Here is a 23,285-nt window from a genome sequence, read left to right on the forward strand (position 1 = left end):
ATCGAACGGATGTACGATGAAATCTATCGTGACAAAGAGCCGAAATGGGGTGGAGTGATGGAGGTGCGGCATGGTGGGCTTCGCCCACGTGCACGTCGCGTCCGGTTACTCCGCCCGCTACGGCGCGGCCCATCCGGAACACCTCGTCCGGCGGGCCGCCGAGCGCGGCATGGGAGCCCTCGCGCTGACCGACCGGGACACCGTCACCGGTCTCGTCCGGTTCGTACGGGCCTGCGAGAAGGCCGGGGTCCGGCCGGTGCCGGGGGTCGACCTGGCGGTGGCGGGCGTGGCGCCGCCGCCGCCCGGGCTGCGGCGGCGTACCCCGGCGCGGGGCGGGGCGCACGTGGTCGAGCCGCCGCTGCGGTTCGTGCTGCTCGCCCGGGACAGGGCGGGCTGGGCCCGGCTGTGCCGCATCGTGTCCGCCGCCCACGCCGGCGCGACCGGCGGCACCCCGCCGGTGGTGCCGTGGGAGGCGCTGCGCGAGCACGGCGGCGCCGGCCTGGTGGCCCTGCTCGGCCCGCTCTCCGAGCCGGTGCGGGCACTGGCGGTGGGGCGGGAGGACGTCGCGGCGAAGCTGCTGGCGCCGTGGCGGGAGGTCTTCGGGGACGGGCTCCGGCTGGAGGCCGTCGCCCACAAGCGGGCGGGCGACGGACCCGGGTCGCTGCGCCTCGCCGCCCGCACCCTGGCGCTGGGCGACCGCGCGGGCGCCACCGTCGTGCTCTCCAACGCCGTCCGCTACGCCGACCCCGCCCAGCACCGGCTCGCGGACGTCCTGGACGCCGCGCGGCTGCTGCGCCCGATCGACTGGCGCCGGCTGGACAGCGGGCAGCGCTGGCTCAAGGACGAGAGGGCGATGGCGGCCGTCGCGCGGCTGGTCGCCGAGTGCGCGGGAGCGGACGTACGGCGGGCGCGCCGCCTGCTGGCGGACACCGCCGCCACGGCCGCCGCGTGCACGATCGACCCCGAGGCGGACCTCGGGCTGGGACGGCGGCACTTCCCGGAGGCGGCGCTCTTCGGCGCCGGGCCCGCCGCCGGCGGCGCCGCGCGGCTGCTGCGCCGGCAGTGCGAGGCCGGCATGGTCCGGCGCGGCCTCGACCGCGACCCCGCGGCCCGTACCCGACTGGACGAGGAGCTGACGGCGATCTCCACGCTCCGCTACGACTCGTACTTCCTCGCCGTCGGCCAGGTCGTGGCCGACATCCGGGCCAAGGGCATCCGGGTCGCGGCCCGCGGCTCGGGCGCCGGCTCGCTGGTCTGCCACGTCCTGGACATCGCCACGGCCAACCCCCTCGACCACCGGCTGCTGTTCGAGCGCTTCCTGAGCGTCCGGCGCAACTCGCTGCCCGACATCGACATCGACGTGGAGTCGGCCCGGCGGCTGGAGTGCTACGACACGATCTTCGACCGGTTCGGCAGGGAACGGGTGGCGGTCACCGCCATGCCCGAGACCTACCGGGCGCGCAGGGCGCTACGGGACACCGGTCTCGCCCTCGGCATCGCGCCCGCCGACGTCGACCGGATCGCCAAGAGCTTCCCGCACCTGCGCGCCGCCGACATCACCGGCGCCCTCGCCGAACTGCCGGAACTGCGGCCACTGGCCGCCGAGGCGCACCGGTACGGCCCGCTGTGGGAACTCGCCGAGGGCCTCGACGCCCTCGTGCACGGCATGGCCATGCACCCGTGCGGCGTGGTCATCAGCGACGCCACCCTGCTGGACCGGCTGCCGGTGCAGCCCACCCCGCAGGGCGACTACCCCATGGCCATGGCCGCGAAGGAGGAGATCGAGGACCTCGGCAACATCAAACTCGACGTCCTGGGCGTGCGCATGCAGTCCGCGATGGCCCACGCCGTCGCGGAGATCGAACAGGCCACGGGCAACCGCATCGACCTGGACGACCCGGAGCAGGTGCCGCTCGACGACGTCTTCGCGTTCAAGCTCATCCAGGACAGCGACACCCTGGGCCTGTTCCAACTGGAGTCACCCGGCCAGCAGGACCTGCTGTCCCGGCTCAAGCCGCGCGACCCGCAGGACGTCATCGCGGACATCAGCCTCTTCCGCCCGGGCCCGGTCGCCGGCGGCATGCCCGAGCGCTACGTCGCCGCCCGCCACGGCGGCGCACCCGAGTACGCCCATCCCGACCTCGAACCGGTGCTCGCCGACACGTACGGCGTGACCATCTGGCACGAGCAGATCATCGAGACCTTCAGGGTGATGACCGGGTGCGACCGGGCCCTGGGGGAGATCGCCCGGCGCGCGCTCGGGGACGGGGACCGGCTGCCCCGGGTCAGGGACTGGTTCCACCGGCAGGCGCGTGCGCGCGGCTACGACACGGCCGTGCGGGACGAGGTATGGAAGACCGTCGAGGCCTTCGGCGCCTACGGCTTCTGCCGGGCCCACGCGGTCGCCTTCGCCGTCCCCGCGCTGCAGAGCGCCTGGCTCAAGGCGCACTACCCGGCGTTCCTGCTGGCCGGCCTGCTCGAACACGACCCCGGCATGTGGCCCAAGCGCGTCCTCGTCTCCGACGCCCGCCGGCGCGGCGTGCCGGTCCTGCCCGTCGACGTCAACCGCTCCCGGGCGAAGCACACCGTGGAGGAGGCCGGCCCGGGCCGGTGGGGGGTGCGGCTCGCGCTGTCCGCGGTGCACGGCATCAGCGAGGACGAGGGCGTACGGATCGAGGAGGGCCGGCCCTACACGTCGCTGTCGGACTTCTGGCAGCGGGCCCGTCCCAGCAGGCCGGTCGCCGAGCGCCTGGCCGGGATCGGCGCCCTGGACAGCCTCGACGGCCTCGATGAGGGTCGCTTCACCCGCCGCGACCTCCTGCTCCAGATCGAGGAGCTGCACCGGCAGTCCCGGGCCCGCTTCGCGGGCGGGGGCCAACTGCCCATCGGCGCGGACGCGGCCGGCGGGACGGAGCCGAGCGGGCTGCCGGAGATGACCGGACGCGAGAGCCTGAGCGCCGAACTGAACACCCTCGGCATCGACGTCTCCCAGCACCTGATGGAACACCACCACCGGCTGCTGCGCGAGATCGGCGCGACGGACGCGGCTCACCTCGCCGGCCTGCGCCCCGGTCAGCAGGTGCTCGTCGCCGGCGTGCGGGCCGCCACCCAGACCCCGCCGATCGCCAGCGGCAAGCGCGTCATCTTCGTCACGCTGGAGGACGGCTCCGGCCTGGTCGACCTGGCGTTCTTCGAGGACTCCCACCCGGCCTGCGCGCACACCGTCTTCCACAGCGGCCTGCTGCTGGTGCGCGGCACGGTCCAGGTGCGCGGCACCCGGCGCACCGTCGTCGGCACCATGGCCTGGGACCTGGACCGGATCGCCGCCGCCCGCCGCGACGACGGCCCCGAGGCCGCACTCGCCCTCCTGGGCGAGGACCGCCCGCACCCGACGCCCGCCCAGCCCCGCCGCACCCTGACCGACGGCACCGCGGGCGCCCGCCTGCACCCGTACGCCGACCTGCAGCCCGCCGGCAGCCGGTCGGCCGATCTGAAGAAGTTCGGCTACACCAGCCCGGGGAGCGCGGGATGACCGCACGCCTGCGGCACATCGCGCACCTTCATCTGCACGCCTCGCTGAGCGGGGAGCGGTACGGGGACGTCGTCGAGCTGATGTCCGGCGTCACGCCGCACGTCCAGGAGATGCCGCCCGACGCCGTCCAGCTCGACCTGACCTCCGCGCTCCGGTACTTCGACCTGACGCCCTACGACGCGGTGCAGCTCGTGAAGATGAGGCTGAAGGCCCTCTACGGCATCGACAGCAGCGCAGGACTCGCGGGCAACCGCATGCTCGCGGCCATGGCGGCCGACGCGTCCGCGCCGGGCGCCACCACCTGCGTCCCCGCGGGGCAGGCGGCGCGGTGGCTGTCCCCGCGCCCGGTCGCCGCCCTCCCCGGGGTCGGCCGCGCGACCGCGGAGAAGCTCGGACGGTACGGCCTGCACACCGTCGGGCAGCTCGCCGAGCTGCCCGCGGTGACCCTGCAGCGGCTCCTCGGCGTCAGCCAGGCCCGCCTGCTCGGCGACCGCGCCCGCGGCCACGACCCGCGCCCGGTCACCCCCGCGGAACCGGCGGCGTCCCTGGCGGCGGAGCTCGTGCTGGACGCCGACTGCCTCGATCCCGTACGGCACCACCGGTCCGTGCTGGAACTCGCCGAGCGGATCGGCCAGCGCCTGCGCGGGGAGGGCCAGGTCGCCGGCCGCCTCACCCTCGTGGTGAGGTACGCCGACCGCAGCTCGACCACACGGACCCGGGTCGTCGCCGAACCCACCGACCACTCGCCGGCACTCGCCGCCACCGCCCTCGGCCTGCTGGCCGCCCTCGGGTTGCAGCGGGCGCGCGTACGGGCCTACGCGCTCCGCGCCGACCACCTGCTGCCGGCGGCCGGCGCGTACCGCCAGCTCTCGCTGGACCCCGGCGACGTCCGCGCCCGCCGCGCCGAGGCGGCCGCGGACCGGGCCCGCCGGCGCTTCGGCGCCGGGGCCGTCCGGCCCGCGACCCTGGCGATCGGGGAGCCGCCGGCGGCGGGATGGGAGGCGCGGGGACCGGCCGGCCGGCGGTGAGCCGGTGCGGCTCACCGCCGGGCGGCGAGCGGCGGAGTCAGTCCGGCGTGCCCGGGCGCTCGTACGCGCTGCGGTGCACGTCCTCCCAGCCCATGTCCACCCCGTCGCGGTGGTACGGATACCGCCACAGCCGGACCGGCTTCCTCGGCCGCAACGGGTCCAGCCGCGCGATGCTGTCGCTGACATGGCTCACCAGCCCCCGCCAGCCGTCGGGGTCGGCCGGGAAGGCGGCGTCCTCGTCGCCCGCGTTGCGGTGGCTCGGCGCGCGGAACTCGGCCTCTCCGGCGGCGTTCACCGTCAGGGTGAACCAGGTCCGGTGCCCGGCTCCGTACCCGCCCCGGTCCTCGACGTCCCAGCGGTAGCCCACCGTGCGCCACGTCGGCGTGAGAGTCCCGTCGTAGTTGTAGCCGACCTTCTCCTGGTACAGCCGCGGGGCCACGAGCGCCTCGTGCAGGGTCAGGGAGCGGTGGTCGGGGGCGGGCAGGGTGCCGATCCGGACGTCCCGCAGGTCGGTCCGCAGGCGGTGCCACCGCCCGCGGGCCTCCGGCCCCCTGGCGTGGTAGCGCCGGTACTCGCGCTCCCACGCCCTGATCAGTCTCGGTGTCCTGCCGGGAAAGCGCCCCACGCGCAGCTCGCTCGCAGCCTTCAGCACCAGCTCCCCGGCCCGCCGCTTGACGTCCGCGCCGGAGCGCGTGACGGGTTCCCTCCGTGCCATGTCAGCCCCCCAGGGCGCGCTTGAGGACCTTGCCCATGTCGTTGCGGGGCAGGGCGTCGAGGAAGTGGACCTTACGGGGGCGCTTGTGCGGCGCCAGGTGCTCGGCCACGTAGGACGACAGCTCCGCGGCGGACGGCGGCGTGCCGTCCGGGACCACCCAGGCGACGATGCGCTCACCCAGGTCCGGGTCCGGCTCCGCGGTGACCGCCGCCTCGGCGACGGCCGGGTGCTCCAGCAGCGCGTTCTCGATCTCCCCGGCGCCGATCTTGTAGCCGCCGGACTTGATGAGGTCCGTGGCGCGGCGGCCGACGATGCGGAAGCGGCCGGCCGCGTCCCGTACCGCCATGTCGCCGGTGCGGAACCAGCCGTCGCGGAACGCCGCCGCCGTCGCCTCGGGGCGGTTGAGGTAGCCGGTGAAGAGGTTCGGGCCGCGGACCTCGATCTCGCCGACCGTCTCCCCGTCGTACGCGGTGAGTTCGGCCCCCACGTCGTCGACCAGCCGGGCGGCGACGGACGGCAGGGGCACGCCGACGCTGCCGGTGCCGTCCGGGTCGTCGGGGCGGACGCTGGTGTTCATCAGCGTCTCCGTCATGCCGTAGCGCTCCACGACCCGGCGGCCGGTCGCCGCGGTGAGGCGGCGGTGGTCCGCCACCGGCAGCGCCGCGGAGCCGGAGACCAGCAGCCGGGCGCGGGCGAGGGCGGCGGCCAGGGACGTACCGGCGGTGCTCCCCGTGCTCCCGGGCGCGGTCGCCGGCTCCGCGTCGAGGGCGTCGGCCAGCCGGTGGTACATCGTCGGCACCCCGAACAGCATGGTGCCGCCCGCGGCCAGCGCCGCCGCCACCGTCTCCGGCGCGAAGCGCCCCACGTGGTGCACGGCGCCGCCGCGGCGCAGCGGGCCCAGCACGCCGAGCACCAGCCCGTGCACGTGGAACAGCGGCAGCGCGTGCACCACCGTGTCCCGCTCCGTCCAGCCCCAGACCTCCGCGAGGTCGTCGAGCGTCGCGGCCACCGCCCGCTGCGGCAGCACGACGCCCTTGGGCGGGCCGGTCGTGCCGGAGGTGTAGACGACGAGCGCGGCGGTCCCGGGCCCGGGGGCGGTGGTGCCGGGCCGGGGGGCCGGGGTCCGGGCTCCGGTGGGGGAGCCGGCCACCGGCGGCGCGGCCGGTGCTTCCGGCGCGGCTGGTAGGTCCGGCAGGTCAGGTACGTCCGCCGCGACGCCCGCCGCCACGTCCACCCGCTCCACTCCCGCCAGCGCCTCCGGCAGCTCCGCCCCCGGCGCCGCGAGCACCAGCTCCGGCCCGCTGTCGGCCACGATGTGCGCCAGCTCCCGTACCCCGATGCGGGGGTTGAGCGGCACCGCCGCCACGCCCGCCACCAGCGCCGCCGTCACCGCCACCGCGGTCGCGGGCTCCGGCGTCGCCCAGACCGCCACCCGCCGGGCGCTCCCGATCCGCCGGGCGACGCCGTCCGCCGCCGCGGCCAGCTCGCCGTACGTCAGGGCGGTGCCGCCGAAGCGCAGCGCGAGCCGCTCGGGCGCGGCACGCAGCGCCGGGAACAACTCCCACCGCGTGTCCGCCCCGTGTACCCCCGGCGCCGCCCCGGACTCCCGCGGCCCCGCCCCCGGGGCCCTCTCCGTCTCCCGCATCCCCGTCACGCCTTCCTCCCCGCGGACCCGCGCCGCACCCTGCTGCCGCGCGCCCGCGGAGGGCACCGTATCCCGCCGCGGCCCGCGGCCCTCAGCCCAGCGGCCGGAAGCGCCGCAGCCGGAGGCTGTTGGCGACCACCGAGACGGAGGAGAAGGCCATCGCCGCGCCCGCGAGCATCGGGTTGAGCAGGCCCGCGGCGGCGAGCGGGAGGGCGGCGGTGTTGTAGCCGAACGCCCAGGCGAGGTTGGTCCTGATGGTGGACAGGGTGGAGCGGGCGAGCCGGATGGCGTCCGGTGCGGCCCGCAGGTCGCCGGTGACCAGGGTGAGGTCGGCGGCCTCGATGGCGGCGTCGGTGCCGGTGCCGATGGCCAGGCCCAGGTCGGCCTGGGCGAGGGCGGCGGCGTCGTTGACGCCGTCCCCGACCATCGCGACCGTGCGGCCCTCGGCCTGGAGCCGCCTGACGGCCTCGACCTTGTCCTCGGGGAGGACTTCGGCGATGACCTCGTCGATGCCGACCTCGGCGGCGACGGTCTTCGCGACGGCCGTGTTGTCGCCGGTGAGCAGGATCGGGGTCAGCCCCAGGTCCCGCAGCCGGCCGATGGCCTGCGCGCTGGTGGGCTTGACCGCGTCGGCGACCTCCAGCAGGGCGCGGGCCTCGCCGTCCCAGGCGACGGCGATCGCGGTGCGCCCGGCCTGCTCCGACCGCTCCTTGGCCGCGGCGAGTTCGGGGGGCAGCGTGATCGCCCACTCCGCGAGGAGCTGCTGCCGGCCGACGAGGACCGCGTGTCCTTCGACGACGCCCTGGACGCCGAGCCCGGGCACGTTGGCGAAGTCCTCGGGCACCGGGAGCGTGCCGACGCGGTCGGCCGCCGCCGCGGCCACCGCCTGCGCGATGGGGTGCTCCGAGGCGTGCTCCAGCGCGCCCGCCAGCCTCAGCACCGTCTCCTCGTCCGCGCCGTCCGCGCCGTCCGCGCCGTCCGCGCCGTCCGCGCCGTCCGCGCCGTCCGCGCCGTCCGCGCCGTCCGCGCCGTCCGCGCCGTCCGCGCCGGCTGCGGTGTCCGCGCCGGTTGCGGTGTGCACGGCGTGCAGGGTCATGGTGCCGGTGGTCACGGTGCCGGTCTTGTCCAGGACGACGGTGTCGACCTTGCGCGTCGACTCCAGCACCTCGGGGCCCTTGATGAGGATGCCGAGCTGCGCGCCGCGGCCGGTGCCGACCATGAGGGCGGTCGGGGTGGCCAGCCCGAGGGCGCACGGGCAGGCGATGATCAGCACGGCGACCGCGGCGGTGAACGCGGCGGAGATCCCGTCGCCCGTGCCGAGCCAGAAGCCCAGGGTGCCCAGGGACAGGGCGATGACGACGGGGACGAATATGCCGGAGATCCGGTCGGCGAGCCGCTGCACGGCGGCCTTGCCGTTCTGGGCGTCCTCGACCAGGCGGGCCATCCGGGCCAGTTGCGTGTCCGAGCCGACCCGGGTGGCCGCCACGACCAGCCGGCCGCCGGCGTTGACGGTGGCGCCGGTGACGGCGTCGCCCACGGTGACCTCCACCGGGACGGACTCGCCGGTGAGCATGGAGGCGTCCACGGCGGAGGTGCCGTCGACGACGGTGCCGTCGGTGGCGATCTTCTCCCCGGGCCGGACCACGAAGCGGTCGCCGACCGCGAGCCGGTCCACGGGCACCCGCTCCTCGCGGCCGTCCCGCAGCACCGCGACCTCCTTGGCGCCCAGCTCCATCAGCGCGCGCAGCGCGGCGCCCGCCTTCCGCTTGGACCTGGTCTCGAAGTACCGCCCGGCGAGGATGAACGTCGTCACACCGGCCGCGGCTTCGAGGTAGATGTTGCCGGAGCCGTCGCCGCGGGCGATGGTCAGCTCGAAGGGGTGGGTCATGCCGGGCTCGCCCGCGGTGCCGAAGAACAGCGCCCACAGCGACCACAGGAACGCCGCGGTCGTGCCGACCGAGATCAGCGTGTCCATGGTGGCGGCGCCGTGCCGGGCATTGGTCAGGGCGGCCCTGTGGAACGGCCAGGCACCCCAGACCACCACCGGCGCGGCCAGCGTGAGCGAGAGCCACTGCCAGTACTCGAACTGCAGGGCGGGGACCATCGCCATCGCGATCACCGGCACCGACAGCGCCAGGGAGCCGAAGAGCCGCTGCCGCAGCGTCCGCAGCTCGTCGGGCGGGCCCTGCCCGCCCGCCCCGTCCTCCGGGCCGACGCCCGCGCCCGGCGCGGCGGGGGCGGGGGGTGCGGCGGTGTAGCCGGTACGTTCGACGGTGGCGATCAGGTCGTCGACGGCCACGTCGTCCGCGAAGGTGACCTTGGCCTTCTCGGTGGCGTAGTTGACGGTGGCCTCGACGCCCTCCATGCGGTTGAGCTTCTTCTCGATCCGTGCGGCGCAGGAGGCGCAGGTCATGCCGCCGATCGCGAGTTCGACCTCGGCGGTCCTGCCCGGCGTGGTGGTGGTCATCACTGCTCCTCGTGCTCGCTGCATGCTGCGCTATACCCCTAGGGGGTATGAGTTCCCTCGCTACCATGTATACCCCTGACCCGTATTCGACGCAAGGGGCGGCCTCGCTTGACTTTATACCCCAGGGGGGTATGGTCACCTGTGTCGAGGCCGGTCACAGCGACGGGCCGACCGAGAGGAGCGAACGATGAACACCGCAGCCAGGGCCGGACTCTTCGCGGGCACACTGGCCGTCGCGTTCGCGGGGGCGTACGGGGTCGGCAGCGCCGTGGGGCCCGTCACCGACGAGGACGCCGCCCCGGCCCACGGCCACGCCGCGGACGAGGGCGCGGCGGAAGGCGCGGCGAAGAAGGGGGACGGGCACGGCGGCGGCCACGGCGCGGACGCGGGTCCCGCCGCGGGCGGGCTGCAGCTCTCCGAGTCCGGCTACACCCTCGACCTGGACACCGCGCGGATCGGCGCCCCCGGCCCCGCCGAGCTGCGCTTCGCCGTGCGCGGCGCGGACGGCGAGCCCGTGACCGCGTACGAGCGGGAGCACGGCAAGGAGCTGCACCTGATCGTCGCCTCCCGCGACCTCGGCACGTACCGCCACCTCCACCCCGTCCGCGACGCCGCCGGCACCTGGCGCACGCCCGTCGACCTGCCCGGGGCCGGTGACTACCGGGTCTTCGCCGACTTCGTGCCCACCGGCGGCCCGGAGAACGGGCTGACCCTCGGCGGCGACCTCGCCGTCGCCGGCGACTACCGCCCGGCGCCCCCGGCCGAGCCGGAGCGGACCGCGACCGTCGACGGGTACGAGGTGACGCTCGACGGCGCGCTCACGCCCGGCTCCGCCCGCGACGTGGAGTTCACCGTCGAGAAGGACGGCAGGCCGGTCACCGACCTGCAGCCCTACCTCGGCGCGTACGGGCACCTCGTCGCGCTCCGCGCCGGTGACCTGGCGTACCTGCACGTCCACCCGGGCGGCGAGCCCGGCGACGGCCGCACGGAGCCCGGCCCCGGGGTGGCCTTCTCCGCCACCGCGCCGAGCACCGGCTCGTACCGCCTGTTCTTCGACTTCAAGCACGACGGCGAGGTGCGCACCGCGGCCTTCACCGTCACCGCGGGCGGCGGCGCGGCAGGTCCCGGCGAGGCGGACGGCGGTGGTCACGGCCACTGACGGCCGTGGTAGACCTGCTGCATGCGCAGCAGGAAAGCTCTCGTCCGCCGCCCCGGACCGCGTCTCGCCGAGGGCCTGGTCACGCACATCGCACGCACCCCCGTCGACGCGGACCGGGCCCTCGCCCAGTGGCGGTCCTACGTGGCCGCCCTCGAACTGCACGGCTGGGAGACCGTCGAGGTCGAGCCCGCCGACGACTGCCCGGACGCCGTCTTCGTCGAGGACACGGTGGTGATGTACAAGAACGTCGCCCTCGTCACCCGCCCCGGCGCCGACTCCCGCAAGCCGGAGACCGGCGGCGTCGAGGCGGCCGTGAGCCTCATGCGCTGCTCCGTGAACCGCGTCCGCGAGCCCGGCACGCTCGACGGCGGCGACGTGCTCAAGGTCGGTGACACGATCTACGTGGGCCGCGGCGGGCGTACCAACGCCGACGGCGTCCGGCAGCTCCGCGCCTGCTTCGAACCGCTCGGGGCCCGCGTCGTGGCCGTCCCCGTCACCAAGGTGCTGCACCTGAAGTCCGGCATCACGGCCCTGCCCGACGGCACCTTCGCCACCCACCCCGGTCTTGTCGACGACCCGTCGCTCTTCCCCGGCCGCATCGAGGTGCCGGAGGCCGCCGGGGCGCACGTCATCCTGCTCGGCGGCGGCGCGCTGCTGATGGCGGCGAGCGCACCCCGGACCGCCGCGCTCTACGAGGAGCTGGGCTATACGCCGGTGCCGGTGGACATCAGCGAGTTCGAGAAGCTCGAAGGCTCGGTGACGTGCCTGTCGGTACGGATGCGCGGCCTGTACGCCTGACGCGGCCGGCGCCGCGGCGGGGAACGGGACGCGCCGGCCGCCCGCCCCCGCTCCGCGGTCTCAGCGGCTCTCCGCCCCCACGCGCAGCGGGCCCCGCGGCGTGCGGAGGGCGGGGGAGAGGTCCGGGGCCGGGGTGAGGTGGCCGCCGAGGCGGCGGCCGGCCGCGACCGGCGCGCGGAGGGCCGCGGGCAGGCCGACTGACGCGCGTAGAGCCGAGGCCTGACGACGTACCCGGGCGGCGGCCACCTCGCCCCCCGCGCCGCCCGCGGCGGCGTGCGCGGCGGCGAGCACGTCGAGCGTGCGCGACGTCCAGTACGGGGTGTCGAGGTGCCGCCAGATCGACAGCGCCTGCCGCGCCGTCGCCTTGGCCTCCGCCGGGCGGTGCGCGTGCAGCAGCAGATCCGCCTGCGCGCGCAGCGTCAGCGCCTCGCCGAACCGCTCGCCGAACCTCCGGTACGCGGCGAGGCTGTCGTCGAGCATCCGCTCCGCCCGCGCCGGCTCCCCGGCCACGTCCGTCAGGTGCCCGAGCCACTGCAGCGCGTGCACCTCGCCCACCCGGTCGCCGCTCTCCACCGCCAGCTCGCAGCTCCGCAGCATCCGCGCCGCGGCGGCGTGCACGCGGCCGGCGGCGAGGTCCGCGAGCCCGAGGTTGCGCTCCGCGGACGCCTCGCCGTGCCGGTAGCCGTCCTGCTGCGCCAGGGCCAGCGCGTGGTCGAACTCGCGCCGGGCGGCGCCCGGTTCGCCGCACTCCAGATGGACGGTGCCGAGGCCGCAGCGCGCGTACGCCTCGGACCGCACGTTGCCGCCCGCCCTGGCACGTTCGATGCCGCGGCGCAGACAGGCGGCGGCCTGCGCGTACTGCCCGCGCAGCCGGAGCAGCACGCCGAGGCCCGCCGCCGCGGCGGACTCGGCGGGGTGGTGGCCGCCGCCGTCCTGGCGGCCGTCCCGGGCCGGGTCGCGGGGGCGGTCGCCGGGCTTCGCGCGGGGGACCGCGCGCGGGCGGTCCAGCGCCGCGAACTCCTTCAGTGACCGCTTGAACGCCACCACCGCCTCGCCGTAGTGGTCCTGCACGGTCTCCAGCTCGCCCAGGTTGCGGTGCAGGACGGCCACGCCGAGCCGGTCGCCGGCCGCGGTGGCCGCCGCCAGCGCCGTGCGGTGCGTCTCGCGCCAGTCGTCGAAGTGCGCGGACGACTCGAAGTACGCCGCCAGCGCCGCGGCGAGCCGCCACGCGGTGCCGGCCTCACCGGCGTCGGCCGCCTGGCGGACGAGGGCGCGCAGCGTGGTCCGTTCTGCCTCCAGCCAGGCCAGCGGCTCCGCCGCGACCCGGGCCGCCTCCGCGGCCGGGGGGCTGTGGCCGGGGGCGGGCGCCTGGACGCGGCCGGAGAAGCCGGAGGACAGGGCGTCGTCGGCGCGGCGGGCCAGGTCGAGGTAGGCGGTGTGCACGCGGCGGAGCGCGGCGGCGCGTTCGGCGGGCGGCTCCTGGGCGTGGGCGCGTTCGCGGGCGTAGAGGCGCAGGAGGTCGTGGAGGCGGTAGCGGGGTTCGGCGGCGGGGTCGGGGGCGTGGACCTCGACGAGGTGGTTGTCGACGAGCGCGTCGAGGGACCGCTCGGCGAGGGCCGCCGGGTCGGCCCGGGGCGTGCCGTGGGCGCTACCGCCCCGGGGTGTGCCGGCTGGGGCCGTGCCGGCCCGGGGCGTACCGCCCGGTGCGTCGCCGAGGAGCGCGGCGACCACCCAGCCGGGCACCGCCGGCACGTCCAGCAGGCCGAGGAGCCGGAACGCCCGCTGCGCCGCGGGGTCGAGAGCCGCGTAGCCGAGGGTGACGCTGGCCCGTACCTCCAGGTCGCCCGCGACCAGCTCGTCCAGCCGCCGCCGCTCGTCGGCCAGGGCGTCCGCCAGGCGCGGCAGCGACAGGTGCCGCCGGGTCGCCAGCCGGGCGCCCGCGATGCGCAGCGCGAGCGGCAGGTTGCCGCACTGCGCCGCGATCCGCGCGGCGACCTCCGGGTCGCGGCGCGTACGGTCGTCGCCGGCCGCCCGCGCCAGCAGCTCCAGCGCCTCCGCGTCGCTGAGCAGGCCCAGGCCGACGCGCAGCGCCCCTTCGAGCCCGGCGAGGGCGGCGCGGCTGGTGACGAGCACGGCGCTGTCGCCGGTGCCGGGCAGCAGGGGGCGTATCTGCCGCTCGGAGCCGGCGTTGTCGAGGACGACGAGCACGCGGCGGTCGGCGAGTTCCGCGCGGTAGCGCCGGGCCCGCTCCTCCACGCTCTCGGGGATGCCGGCGCCGGTCATGCCGAGGGTCTTGAGCAGGGAGGCCAGGACGTCGCCGGTGTCGGCCGGGTGCCCCGCCGCGGTCCGCAGGTCGGCGTGCAACTGGCCGTCGGGGAAGGCGTCGCGGAGCAGATGCGCGGCGTGCACCGCGAACGTGGACTTGCCGGCGCCCGCGACGCCGGTGACGAGGACGGTGCGCGGCGCCGGGTGACGCGCGTCGACCTGCCACGCGTCCAGGCGCGGAACCCCGCGATCCGCCACCCCCTCCGGCCGCCCCAGCCACCGCAGCACCTGCACCAACTGCTCCCGCCGCCCCACGAAGTCCGGGATACGCGCCGGAAGCTGGCAGTACGCCGGCCGGCCCGCGACCTCGTGCCGCGGCGCCGGCTCGGGACCGCCCGCCAGCACCGCCGCGTGCACCTCCTGCAACTGCGCCCCCGGCTCCACGCCCAGCTCGTCCGCCAGCGTCCGGCGGGCCCGCGCGTACGTGCGCAGCGCGTCCGAGCGCCGCCCCGAGCGGTGCAGCGCCAGCATCAGCCGGCCCCACAGCGGCTCCCGCAGCGGGTGCTGCGCCAGCAGCGCGCCCAGCTCCGCGGCCAGTTCCGGGTGCCGGCCCACGGCCAGCTTCGCGTCGGCCAGGTCCTCCCAGGCCGTCAGCCGGCACTCCTCCAGGCGCGCGGCCTCGGCCCGTACGGCATCGGTGGCCGGCACGTCCGCGAACGCCGGGCCGCGCCACAGCCCCAGCGCCTCCGTCAGCGACTCCACGGCCGCGGCGGGCCGCCGGTCGGCCAGCTCCGCGCGCCCGGCGGCGGCCAGGGTCGTGAAGCGGGCGGCGTCGGTGCCGTCGGGCTCGACGGCCAGCTCGTAGCCGCCTGGGCGGGTGTGCAGCGTCTCCGGTTCGCCGCCCAGGGCGCGGCGCAGCCGGTGCACGTACACCTGCAGGGACTTGGCGGCGGAGTCCGGTACGTCGTCGCCCCACAGCTCGGCGATGAGCGCGTCGGCGGGGACGAACCGGCCCGCGTTGATGAGCAGATGGGCGAGCAGGGCGCGCTGCTTCGCGGCGTTCAGCGGGATCCACCGCGTGCCGCTGCAGACGTCGAGCCTGCCGAGGACCCGATAGCGCATCACACCGTCCCCTGGTCAACGGTCGTCGTGTGCTGCTTCGGCGTCACCATCCTTGTACTGGGCGGTACATGTCAAGGTCGCGTGGGTTCGCACAGGAGACGACCCTCTTGACGTGCGGTGATGTGAACCCCTTGATCGGCAGCACGGGCGCCAGGGATTTCTGAGGGACTTTCCGCCGGTTTCCGTCGGACAGCCCGCGCCCACGGCATCGTCCAAGCCTGCCTGATCCGGCACATCCTCGACCTGGCCGACCGTGCCTACCAAGCCCGCGGCGCCACATTCCGCACGCCCTACCACCCCCGACCCTGCTCAGACGGCGGTCGGCCACTCGCCTCGGTGCTGAGCCGCCTGGGACACCGCGAAGTGCGCCGCGCCCCGGCCCGCCAGATACGCAGCCACCGAGGTCGGTATCACGTCCGGGTAGTCCGTGTTGCGCACATCCCGCAACGAGGCCGTTCCGTCGAACATCGCAACCTGGTACTGCAGCGCTACGTACTCGACCACGCTGGATGCCGTGAACTGCCGACGCGCGATTTCCGCGCGCAGCTCGTCGAGCGAACCCCTGCGCACCAGCTCCCACCGCCGCCCGGACGCCGCATCGATCTCGTTCCGTAGCTCCAGCATGGAAAGCTGCTGGCCGACCACGTGCACCTCGCGGCCCGCGGTCTTCGGGTCGAGCGCGATCGCGGCCGTGAACGCGGCCGTGTCCGGAATCGTGGTGATGTCGATCGGGCGCATGCCGTCACCCCACACCGAGAACGTGCCCGCGGCCGGGTCGAGCACCTCGTGGACCGGGCCGAGAAAATACTCCGGGAACGCGCCGATCGCCACCGATGTGCGCGCGACCGTCGAGGTCGCGAACGCGTCCGCGAACACTCGGCGCAGGTCGGACAGCACGTTGATGCCGTAGCCGTACCCGAAGAGGTTGACCGAGAAGTCGGACGGAATCATGCGGTGTACGCCGCCCCGCTCCGCTGCGCGCAGCAGCTCCCGCTGCCCATCGATGATCACCTCCGGCCCGCCCTGGACTGCGGACACCACGACCTCCACACCGTCGACGTGCCGCTGCAGTGTGTCGGCACCGTCTGCCAGGTCGCCGACGCACAGCGTCAGATTCGGGTGTGCCGCCAGCTTGTCCCTTGAGGACTGACGGACCAGCGCGCGTACGGCCGCGCCGCGCTCCAGAAGGTTCTTCACGATCAGGCTGCCGAGGCTTCCGGTCGCGCCCGCCACGAGTACTGTCGTCATTGCGGTTACTCCTCGTTCGATCTGCTTGCGGACGGCCGGCCGGCCCGGTGCGGCGTCGCGAGATCCGGGCGGCTGATCCTCGGGTTCTCTCCGAGGGGAGGTGAAGGTGTTCCGGGTGCCTGCGGCGGTGGGCGCGGTCGATCAAGCCCCGGCGGCCAAGCGCGTGTGCCTGGGGATGCTGCCGAACTTGCCGGAATGGAAGTCTCGGTACGCCTGAACGATCTCGGCCCGGCTGTTCATCACGAACGGACCGTGGGCGACGACGGTCTCCCCGATGGGCCGGCCGGAGAACACCATCACCTTTGTCTGTTCGTCGGCGTCGCCGGCGGCCAGGAGCAGCGTGGTCGGGTCACCCTGCCGGGACACGGGATCGGACCAGGCGATCTCTCCCGCGCGTACGGTCCGCCCGCCGACCGTCAGGCAGCCCGCGATCACGTACGCGAAAGAGCGTTCGCTCCCGTCGAGTATCTGCCGGTACTCGGTTCTCGGGTCGAGCGTGATCACCATGCCCAGAATCGGCCAGTGATTGACTGCCGGCCCGCGCACTGCCCCGGTCCCGCCCGAGATCAGCTCGACCAGGACACCCGGCTCGGTATGCACGGCGTGGCTACCGGCCCGCAGGTCCTGGTAGCCGGTGGGTACCGACTTCTGATGCGACGGAAGGTTGAGCCACATCTGGATCACATGGGCGTGCTCCGCGCGGGCAGCGACCTCACGGTGGATGACGCCCCGTCCGGCCGTCATCCACTGCACGTCTCCGGGCCCCAGGACACCGGTGTTGCCCATACTGTCACCGTGCTCCAGGGCCCCGTCCAGAACGAGGGTCACGGTCTCCATCCCGCGGTGCGGATGCCACTCGAACCCCGGCTGACTGACCCGTTCCTCTCCCATGAGCAGGAACGGGTCGGTCCACGCGTCGTCGCCCGGCGGGATGATCAGCGCACTGTGGTCGGACATGGGGGTCGGACCGATGTCCACCTTGGCGACAACCCGGTCCACCCGTCGCTCCGTCGGCGCGGTTCGTGCGGTCATGGTGCCTTCCCTCTCGTCGGCCCGGGACCAGCATCCGGCCCGGCGGCCTGCATCGACAAAGAGCACCGAAGTTACTTATCCTGGAGAAGTGACTGGATCGCCTGACTCCCCTGTCGACGAGGAGAGCTGCCACCGCATCCTGCGCGCGCTCGACATCATCGGGGTCCGCTGGACCGGACCGATCCTGCTCGCCGGGGCCCGGGGTGCCCGCCGGTTCAAGGAGTACCGCGCTCTGGTCCCGGGCATCTCGGACCCGCAGCTGTCACTGCGACTCAAGCAGTTGCAGAGCCGCGGGCTCATGGAACGCACAGTCGTCCCCAGCACGCCGGTCCAGATCATGTACGCCCTCACTCCTGACGCTGAAGAGCTGATCTCCGCCCTTCAGCCGTTGTCGCGCTGGAGCGAACGAAACTCCCTGCGCGAAGCGAGACGTGACGCGGAACAACCCCCTGCCTCACCCGGATCCACCGGCTCGCTTCGCGGTTGATCATCTCCGGTGATCGGGGGGCGGCGTCCTGGACAGGATCGAACCTGCGACGCCTGCTTGAGGAGTGGGATCGAATCTCTGCCGGGTATTGCCTGAGGCTGCCGCGTGCGGCTGCTGCGCCTGATCAGCGCCACGTGCCTGACGACCTCCGCCGTCGAGTGGGAACGGCGCGGGAAGCGTCCCCCTGCCCCGTCCCCTCCCGCTCTGGGGCCGGGGAGCCCGTCCCGCGCCGTTGCCGTTCCCACGGCCGGCAGCGGAGCGGAACCGGCGCCGCGGCCAACCGGCCCCGTACCGGCTCGGGCCGGCGGTCCGTCCGCGGTGTCGTCAGCGGCTCTGCCGGCGCCGCCACACGTGTCGGCCCGCCGTCGCCGCCGTGTGAACACCGCCGGTGCCAGCAGCAGGCGCACCGCGGCCATGACACTCAGTCTCATTCGGAGATCACTTCCAGTCGGGTGACCCACTTGGTCTGCAGGACACCGGGGCGGTTGGGGGCGATGACGCGGGCCGGACAGCCGTGATCCGGCGCCAGGACATCGCCGCAGCGCCAGCAGCGCCAGCAGCGTCAGATCGTCGCGTGTGTACGTGCGGTCCCTCTCCGAGACGCCGTATCCGCCGCGGGTCTGCAGTGATACGACGCGCAGCCGCGCCCCGCCGGGGAGCCCGGCCCGCTCCAGCAGGTCCTTGATCCGCACGCCCTCCCAGTGGGCCGACTTCGACCAGCCCTCGACGCAGGCGATCGGCAGCGTCGCGGAGTGCTGCGGCAGGGCGCGTAGCTGATCGAGCGTCAGCTCGTAGCCGGTGGGGCCACCTTCGCCGAGGACGCCTCGAAGATCCGCACCGGCCACGGCCCGGCCGACATGGCCACCCTGCGCAACTTCGCGATCAGCACCCCCGAGGCCACCGGCCACCACGGCATCGCCGCCGGGCTCCGATACCTCTCCCACCAACCCCACACCCGACCGCTTGACCTCATCGGCCTGCCCTGACCAGCACCAACTCGTGACCACGCAGACTTTGAATCAGCCCTGTCCGGCGCTGCCCGCAGTCTCCCCGCGGACTCCGGGCGGTTGAACCGCCCGGCACCACATGGATGCTCGGAATCGATGCCCCCGAGATCACCACAAACAAGCGAAAGCATCCATCGCGCGAGCGGCAGTTCCGCCTCGGCAAGCGTGCGCGTACTCATGTGACTGCCACCCCCTCCGTGCATTGACCGAGGCGGTGGAGTTTCCCCCGGATCTGATCGGTGTCGGGGTGGTCGATCGCTTCGTAGACGGCGAGCGCTTGTCGCCAGGTGGTGTGGGCGGCTTCGGGATCGCCGACGTCGAGGAGGACATCGCCGAGGTGGCCGAGGGTGTCACCCTCGGCCGAGACGTTGCCGATGTCGCGGTGCACCTGAAGAGCCTGGTGGTAGTGGTCGATAGCCTCGTGGTGGCGGTGGAGGCGGTGGTGGATGGTGCCGAGGACGTCGAGTGTGGCGCCTTCGACCCAGCGGTTGCCGGTGGCGCGGAGGATGGTCAGTGCCTCCTGGAGGTGGCCGGTGGCCTCGTCGTAGCGGCCGAGTCGCTGGCAGGCGTCGCCGAGGTTGCCCAGGGCGACGCCCTGGCCCCAGGGGTTGCCGCTGGCGCGGTGGAGTGCCAGGCCCCGGCGGCAGTATTCGACGGCCTCGTCGGGCCGGCCCGCCTGGAGGTAGGTGTGGCCCAGGTGGGACATGGTCCGGGTTTCGCCCTGGGTGTCCCCGAGTTCTTGCCAGAGGGTCATCGACCGGCGGAGGTGGGTGACGGCTTCGTCGAATCTGTGCATCGCAGTCAGCGCGGCGGCCACGTCGCCGTGACTCCATGCCTGACCCACCCGGTCGTCGCCGTCGCGGACGGCGTCGAGCGAGGTGGTGGCGATGTCGAGCCAGTCGTGCAGGTGGCTGCGGAGGAGGCAGAACCCCCACAGTGCCGCGGCCAGCCGCCACGCGATACCCGGTCGGCCGGCTGCTACGGCCTGGTGCACCGCGGCGACCAGGTTGGGGCGCTCGGTCTCGCACCACTCCAGCGCCCGGCCGTGCGCGGTGAACGTCAGCGGACGACAGCCGGCTGGCGGAAACATCAGCGGGATCCGCTGCCGATGCGGGGTCAGATGCGGGTAGGCGGCGTCCGCGGTGTGCAGATACCAGCACAGCAGCCGCTCAGACGCCCGTTCCCGCTCCGCCCGTGTTTCCTGCGCCTGCACCCGCTCGCCGGCGTGGACACGCAGCAGGTCGTGCAGGGTGTAGCGCCCCGGTACGTGCTCGGTGAGCAGGTGGGCGCGTGTGAGCTCGGTCAGCAGTTCGCGGGCTTCGCGCAGTGCCACCCCGGCCAGCGCAGCCGCCGCGGGCGCGGAGAGATCGGGCCCCGAATGCAGGCCCAGCAGCCGGAACAGCCGGGCGGCGGGCACCGACAGCGCCTCGTACGAAGTGGCGAAGACCGCCCGTACATCCGCGCCGAGATCGCCCCCGGCAAAGGCGTCGAGGCTGTTCCGCCCCTCGCGCAACTCCTCGGCGATGGCACCCAGCGGGAACTCGGGGCGCGTGGCCGCCCGCGCCGCGACGATCGCCAGCGCCAGCGGCAGCCGGGCGCACCGCTCAAGTATCTCCTCCGCCGCCCGCGGTTCCGTCGCCAGCCGCGCGGCTCCGAGGCGGCGCACCAGAAAGTCGTGTGCCTCAGCCGGTGTCAGCGGGCTCAGCGTCAGCGGCTGCGCCCCGTTGTTGACGACCAGACCGGTGAGCCGGCTGCGGCTGGTCACGATCACCAGACAACCCGGCGCACCCGGCAGCAACGGCCGCACCTGTTCACTGTCCCGGGCATTGTCCAGCACCACGAGCACCCGCCGGCCGGCCAGCAAGGTGCGGTACAGCGCTGCCTGAGCCTCCACGTCAGCGGGGATGCGCTGCGCGGGAACACCCAGCGCATCCAGGAAGATCCGAATCGCCTCAGCCGACGAAACCGGAGAGCCGACCGGGTCGAAGCCGCGCAGGTTGATGTACAGCTGCCCGTCCGGATAGCGGTGGGCGACCCGGTGCGCCCAGTGCACGGCCAAAGCGGTCTTCCCGATACCCCCCATGCCTCCGATCGCGCTGATCACCACCGCCGGCGGCACCACCCCGCCATCCGGCAACAACGCCTCGACCTGCGCCAGTTCGATGTGCCGACCGGTGAACGCAGCGAGGTCGGCGGGCAGTTGCGCCGGGCGAGCCGACTGCTCGACGACCGGGTCCGCCCCCGCGTCGGCCCCATCGGGAGCAGTGAGGTCCGGGGGGAGCTGCTCGGGCCCGGCCGCCTGCCTGGCGGCCGGGAGCACCTCCTGCACGGCCTCTTGCCGTACGGGGGGAGGGTGGAGGGAGGTGTCGGCGGTGAGGATGCGGTGGTGCAGCTCCTGCAGTGACGCGCCGGGGTCGATGCCCAGTTCCGTGGCCAGGATGCGGCGTGTGCTGCGATACGCCGCCAGTGCCTCGGCCTGCCGTCCGGACCGGTACAGCGCCAGCATCAACAGATGGCACAGCCGTTCGCGCAGCGGGTACTCACCGGTCAGCACGCCCAACTCGGCGATCACCTCGCCGTGCCGTCCGAGCCGGACATCGACCTCCAGCCGGGCCTCCAGCGCGGTGAGCCGCAGCTCCGCCAGCCGGGAACGCTCGGCCTCCGCCAGCGGCCCGGGCAGGCCGGCCAGCGGCACACCCTGCCACCCGTCCAGCGCGGCGCGCAGCATATCCGCCGCGGCCGGCGCCCGGCCGGTATCGCGCAGCCGCTTCGCCTCGGCGACCCGCTGCTCGAACACGCCGAGGTCCAGGGCGTGTTGGGGTACGCGGGCAAGGTATCCGTCCGCGGTCGAGACGATCACCTGCGGGGACGCGCCGACGGCGTGCCCGGGTTCGAGCACCTTGCGCAGACGCGACGCATAGGTGCGCAGCACCGACACCGCCGCGGGCGGCAGCTCATCACCCCACACGGCGTCGATGAGTTCGGCGACGGTGACAGGCCGCCCGCGCCGCAGCAACAACGCCGCCAGCACCACACGCTGCTGCGGCGAACCCAGCGCCACCTCACGCTCACCGCACCACGCACGCACCGGCCCCAACACCGAAAACCGCAAAGATCCCTCAACAGGTCCTTCAAAGGCTGCGTTCATGATTCGCCCAGACGCCCTTCAGCGCGATCGCCGTACTGACCGTCATGCCCCTGCCGACCGCGAACGTGGAACGGACCGGCATCAGCGCCACGCAGGCTACCGGTGCGAGCACGCGGAGTGGGTGCCGCCGTCTGGGCGGTCTACTGCGGCCGATGCACTCCGGGCTGTGAGGCCCCGGTGCGGGCACCTCGGATGCTTGCGTCGTGTGGTGATCATGATTCCCTTCTCGGCCGTCACGTACCACCGGGCCGCGGCAAGCGCGTCGTCCGGGGTGTCAAGGGGTCTTGAATCTCGCCACTCCCTGTTCAGGGGAGCGAAAATATCTCGCAGTCGACTGTCCCCAGCCGTCGGGTGGTAATGATCAGCGTGAGGAGTAGCGGTCAGCTCTCAACCGCGATGACCGGGGGTCGTCCCGGGCCGTCTCCTCGTACTGGGCGGTGCGCGTCGAGGTCGCCCGTGTCGTGGCAGGCAGTGGCCGCGCAACCGTCGCGCAACCGCCGCGCTCCCGCCATCGCGTAGACACGTGTCGCAGGAGCCTCACGGCGGACGGCGTCATCGGCCCGGCGACCTGGGGCGCGTTGCTGGCGGGCACGTGAGCGGCGATCCCGCGGAGGAGAACGCGATGAGGAAGACGACCACACGCACGAACAGACCGCTGTTCCGTACGGCCGCGCTGATCGCCGCCGTGGCCGCCCTGATCCTGGGCCTGGGCGCACCGGCGAACGCCTACCCGCAGGCCGCCTTCCCGACCCAGAGCACCGGGAACAGGGGCACCGACGTGCTCGCGCTGCAGCACCTGCTGACCGGACAGGGCATCGCGGTGTCGGCGGACGGGATCTTCGGCCCCGCCACGAACATCGCGGTGCGTCAGTTCCAGACCGCCAAGGGCCTCGGCGTCGACGGCATCGTCGGCCCGCAGACCTGGGGCGCGCTGACCCCGACGATCCGGCAGGGCGACACCGGCGGTGCCGTCAGGGCCCTGCAGGCCGCGCTCAACGCCAAGCGCGGCGCCGGGCTCCCGGTCAGCGGCACCTTCGACGCCGCCACGACCTCGGCCGTACGGACCTTCCAGGGTCACGCCGGGATCGGCGTGGACGGCATCGTCGGCCCCGTCACCTGGAAGAACCTGCTCTGGCACTACGAGAACACCAGCTTCGGCAGCACGATGTGCGGCCAGAGCCCGGACGGCAACGCGAACGCCCACTGGGGCACGTCCGCGGCCGTCGCCCAACTGGAGGCCGCCGCCGCCTCCTTCGCCGGCACCGGCAACGGCAAGCTGCCGGTCGGCGACATCGGGTTCGAGCACGGCGGCGACATCCCGGGCCACGCCAGCCACGAGCTGGGCCTCGACGTCGACGTCTGGCCGGCGCGCACGGACTCGGCGCAGTGCACCGCGGGGCGGATCACCTGGCAGTCCGCCGCGTACGACCGGGCGGCGACCCGCGAACTGGTCAAAGCGATCCGCGCCTCGGCCCCCGGGCACATCAAGCTGATCTTCTTCAACGACCCGCAGTTGATCTCCGAGGGCCTCGTCACGCAGTACGCCAACCACGACAACCACCTGCACGTGCGCTACTGCGAGAAGGTCCACGGGAACGCGCTGTACGACTGCTGAGCGGGCGCGGGCGCGGT

At 74.3% G+C, this 23,285-nt stretch carries 13 protein-coding genes and 1 pseudogene; 6 read left to right on the forward strand and 8 right to left on the reverse strand.

The window, feature by feature from the left end; translation table 11 throughout:
• Positions 1-70 precede the first annotated feature (70 nt).
• Both dnaE and O7599_RS32570 read left to right on the forward strand, forming a co-directional pair.
• A complete protein-coding gene (dnaE, locus tag O7599_RS32565; protein ID WP_281619189.1) occupies positions 71-3,532 on the forward strand; it encodes a DNA polymerase III subunit alpha in 3,462 nt (1,153 codons plus the stop codon).
• Positions 3,529-4,560, forward strand: coding sequence for an ImpB/MucB/SamB family protein (locus tag O7599_RS32570; protein ID WP_281619190.1), 1,032 nt, complete (start codon positions 3,529-3,531; stop codon positions 4,558-4,560). Before dnaE ends, O7599_RS32570 begins: the two co-directional genes overlap by 4 nt.
• Before the next feature lie 37 nt (positions 4,561-4,597).
• Here the strand turns inward: O7599_RS32570 and O7599_RS32575 are convergent, their stop codons facing one another.
• The 3 genes from O7599_RS32575 to O7599_RS32585 all read right to left on the reverse strand — a co-directional run bounded on the left by O7599_RS32575 (position 4,598) and on the right by O7599_RS32585 (position 9,387).
• The gene (locus tag O7599_RS32575; RefSeq protein WP_281619191.1) at positions 4,598-5,275 is read right to left on the reverse strand and encodes a hypothetical protein; all 678 of its coding nucleotides are present in this window, start codon (positions 5,273-5,275) and stop codon (positions 4,598-4,600) included.
• 1 nt (position 5,276) lies between these two features.
• Positions 5,277-6,920, reverse strand: a complete 1,644-nt coding sequence (locus tag O7599_RS32580) for an AMP-binding protein (protein ID WP_281623615.1) — start codon at positions 6,918-6,920, stop codon at positions 5,277-5,279.
• 91 nt (positions 6,921-7,011) lie between these two features.
• Entirely contained in the window at positions 7,012-9,387 is a 2,376-nt protein-coding gene (locus O7599_RS32585) for a heavy metal translocating P-type ATPase (protein WP_281619192.1), read from the reverse strand.
• Between the two features lie 187 nt (positions 9,388-9,574).
• Here O7599_RS32585 and O7599_RS32590 point away from each other — a divergent pair, with 187 nt between their 5' ends.
• Both O7599_RS32590 and ddaH read left to right on the forward strand, forming a co-directional pair.
• On the forward strand, positions 9,575-10,546 hold the full coding sequence (locus O7599_RS32590; RefSeq protein ID WP_281619193.1) for a hypothetical protein: 972 nt from the start codon (positions 9,575-9,577) through the stop codon (positions 10,544-10,546).
• 21 nt (positions 10,547-10,567) lie between these two features.
• Complete coding sequence (gene ddaH / locus O7599_RS32595; protein WP_281619194.1) at positions 10,568-11,344, forward strand: dimethylargininase; 777 nt, start codon at positions 10,568-10,570, stop codon at positions 11,342-11,344.
• A 60-nt stretch (positions 11,345-11,404) separates the two neighbouring features.
• On the opposite strand, the gene O7599_RS32600 is transcribed toward ddaH, so the two are convergent.
• The 3 genes from O7599_RS32600 to O7599_RS32610 all read right to left on the reverse strand — a co-directional run bounded on the left by O7599_RS32600 (position 11,405) and on the right by O7599_RS32610 (position 17,011).
• A complete protein-coding gene (locus O7599_RS32600) occupies positions 11,405-14,731 on the reverse strand; it encodes a BTAD domain-containing putative transcriptional regulator (protein ID WP_281619195.1) in 3,327 nt (1,108 codons plus the stop codon).
• 309 nt (positions 14,732-15,040) lie between these two features.
• A complete protein-coding gene (locus O7599_RS32605; RefSeq protein WP_281619196.1) occupies positions 15,041-15,964 on the reverse strand; it encodes an NmrA family NAD(P)-binding protein in 924 nt (307 codons plus the stop codon).
• A 156-nt stretch (positions 15,965-16,120) separates the two neighbouring features.
• Positions 16,121-17,011, reverse strand: coding sequence for a pirin family protein (locus O7599_RS32610; RefSeq protein WP_281619197.1), 891 nt, complete (start codon positions 17,009-17,011; stop codon positions 16,121-16,123).
• Between the two features lie 88 nt (positions 17,012-17,099).
• On the opposite strand from O7599_RS32610, the gene O7599_RS32615 reads away from it, so the two are divergent.
• On the forward strand, positions 17,100-17,498 hold the full coding sequence (locus O7599_RS32615; protein WP_281619198.1) for a helix-turn-helix domain-containing protein: 399 nt from the start codon (positions 17,100-17,102) through the stop codon (positions 17,496-17,498).
• 427 nt (positions 17,499-17,925) lie between these two features.
• On the opposite strand, the pseudogene O7599_RS32620 reads toward O7599_RS32615, so the two are convergent.
• Positions 17,926-18,304, reverse strand: a pseudogene (locus tag O7599_RS32620) (molybdopterin-dependent oxidoreductase); the annotation flags it as partial.
• A 376-nt stretch (positions 18,305-18,680) separates the two neighbouring features.
• Positions 18,681-21,566: an AfsR/SARP family transcriptional regulator gene (locus O7599_RS32625; protein WP_281619199.1), complete on the reverse strand. Its 2,886-nt coding sequence runs from the start codon at positions 21,564-21,566 to the stop codon at positions 18,681-18,683.
• A 709-nt stretch (positions 21,567-22,275) separates the two neighbouring features.
• Between O7599_RS32625 and O7599_RS32630 the strand changes: the two genes are divergently transcribed.
• A complete protein-coding gene (locus tag O7599_RS32630) occupies positions 22,276-23,268 on the forward strand; it encodes a penicillin-insensitive murein endopeptidase (protein WP_281619200.1) in 993 nt (330 codons plus the stop codon).
• Positions 23,269-23,285 lie beyond the last annotated feature (17 nt).

The organism is Streptomyces sp. WMMC500 (genome assembly GCF_027497195.1).
In the GTDB taxonomy this organism is placed as follows: domain Bacteria; phylum Actinomycetota; class Actinomycetes; order Streptomycetales; family Streptomycetaceae; genus Streptomyces.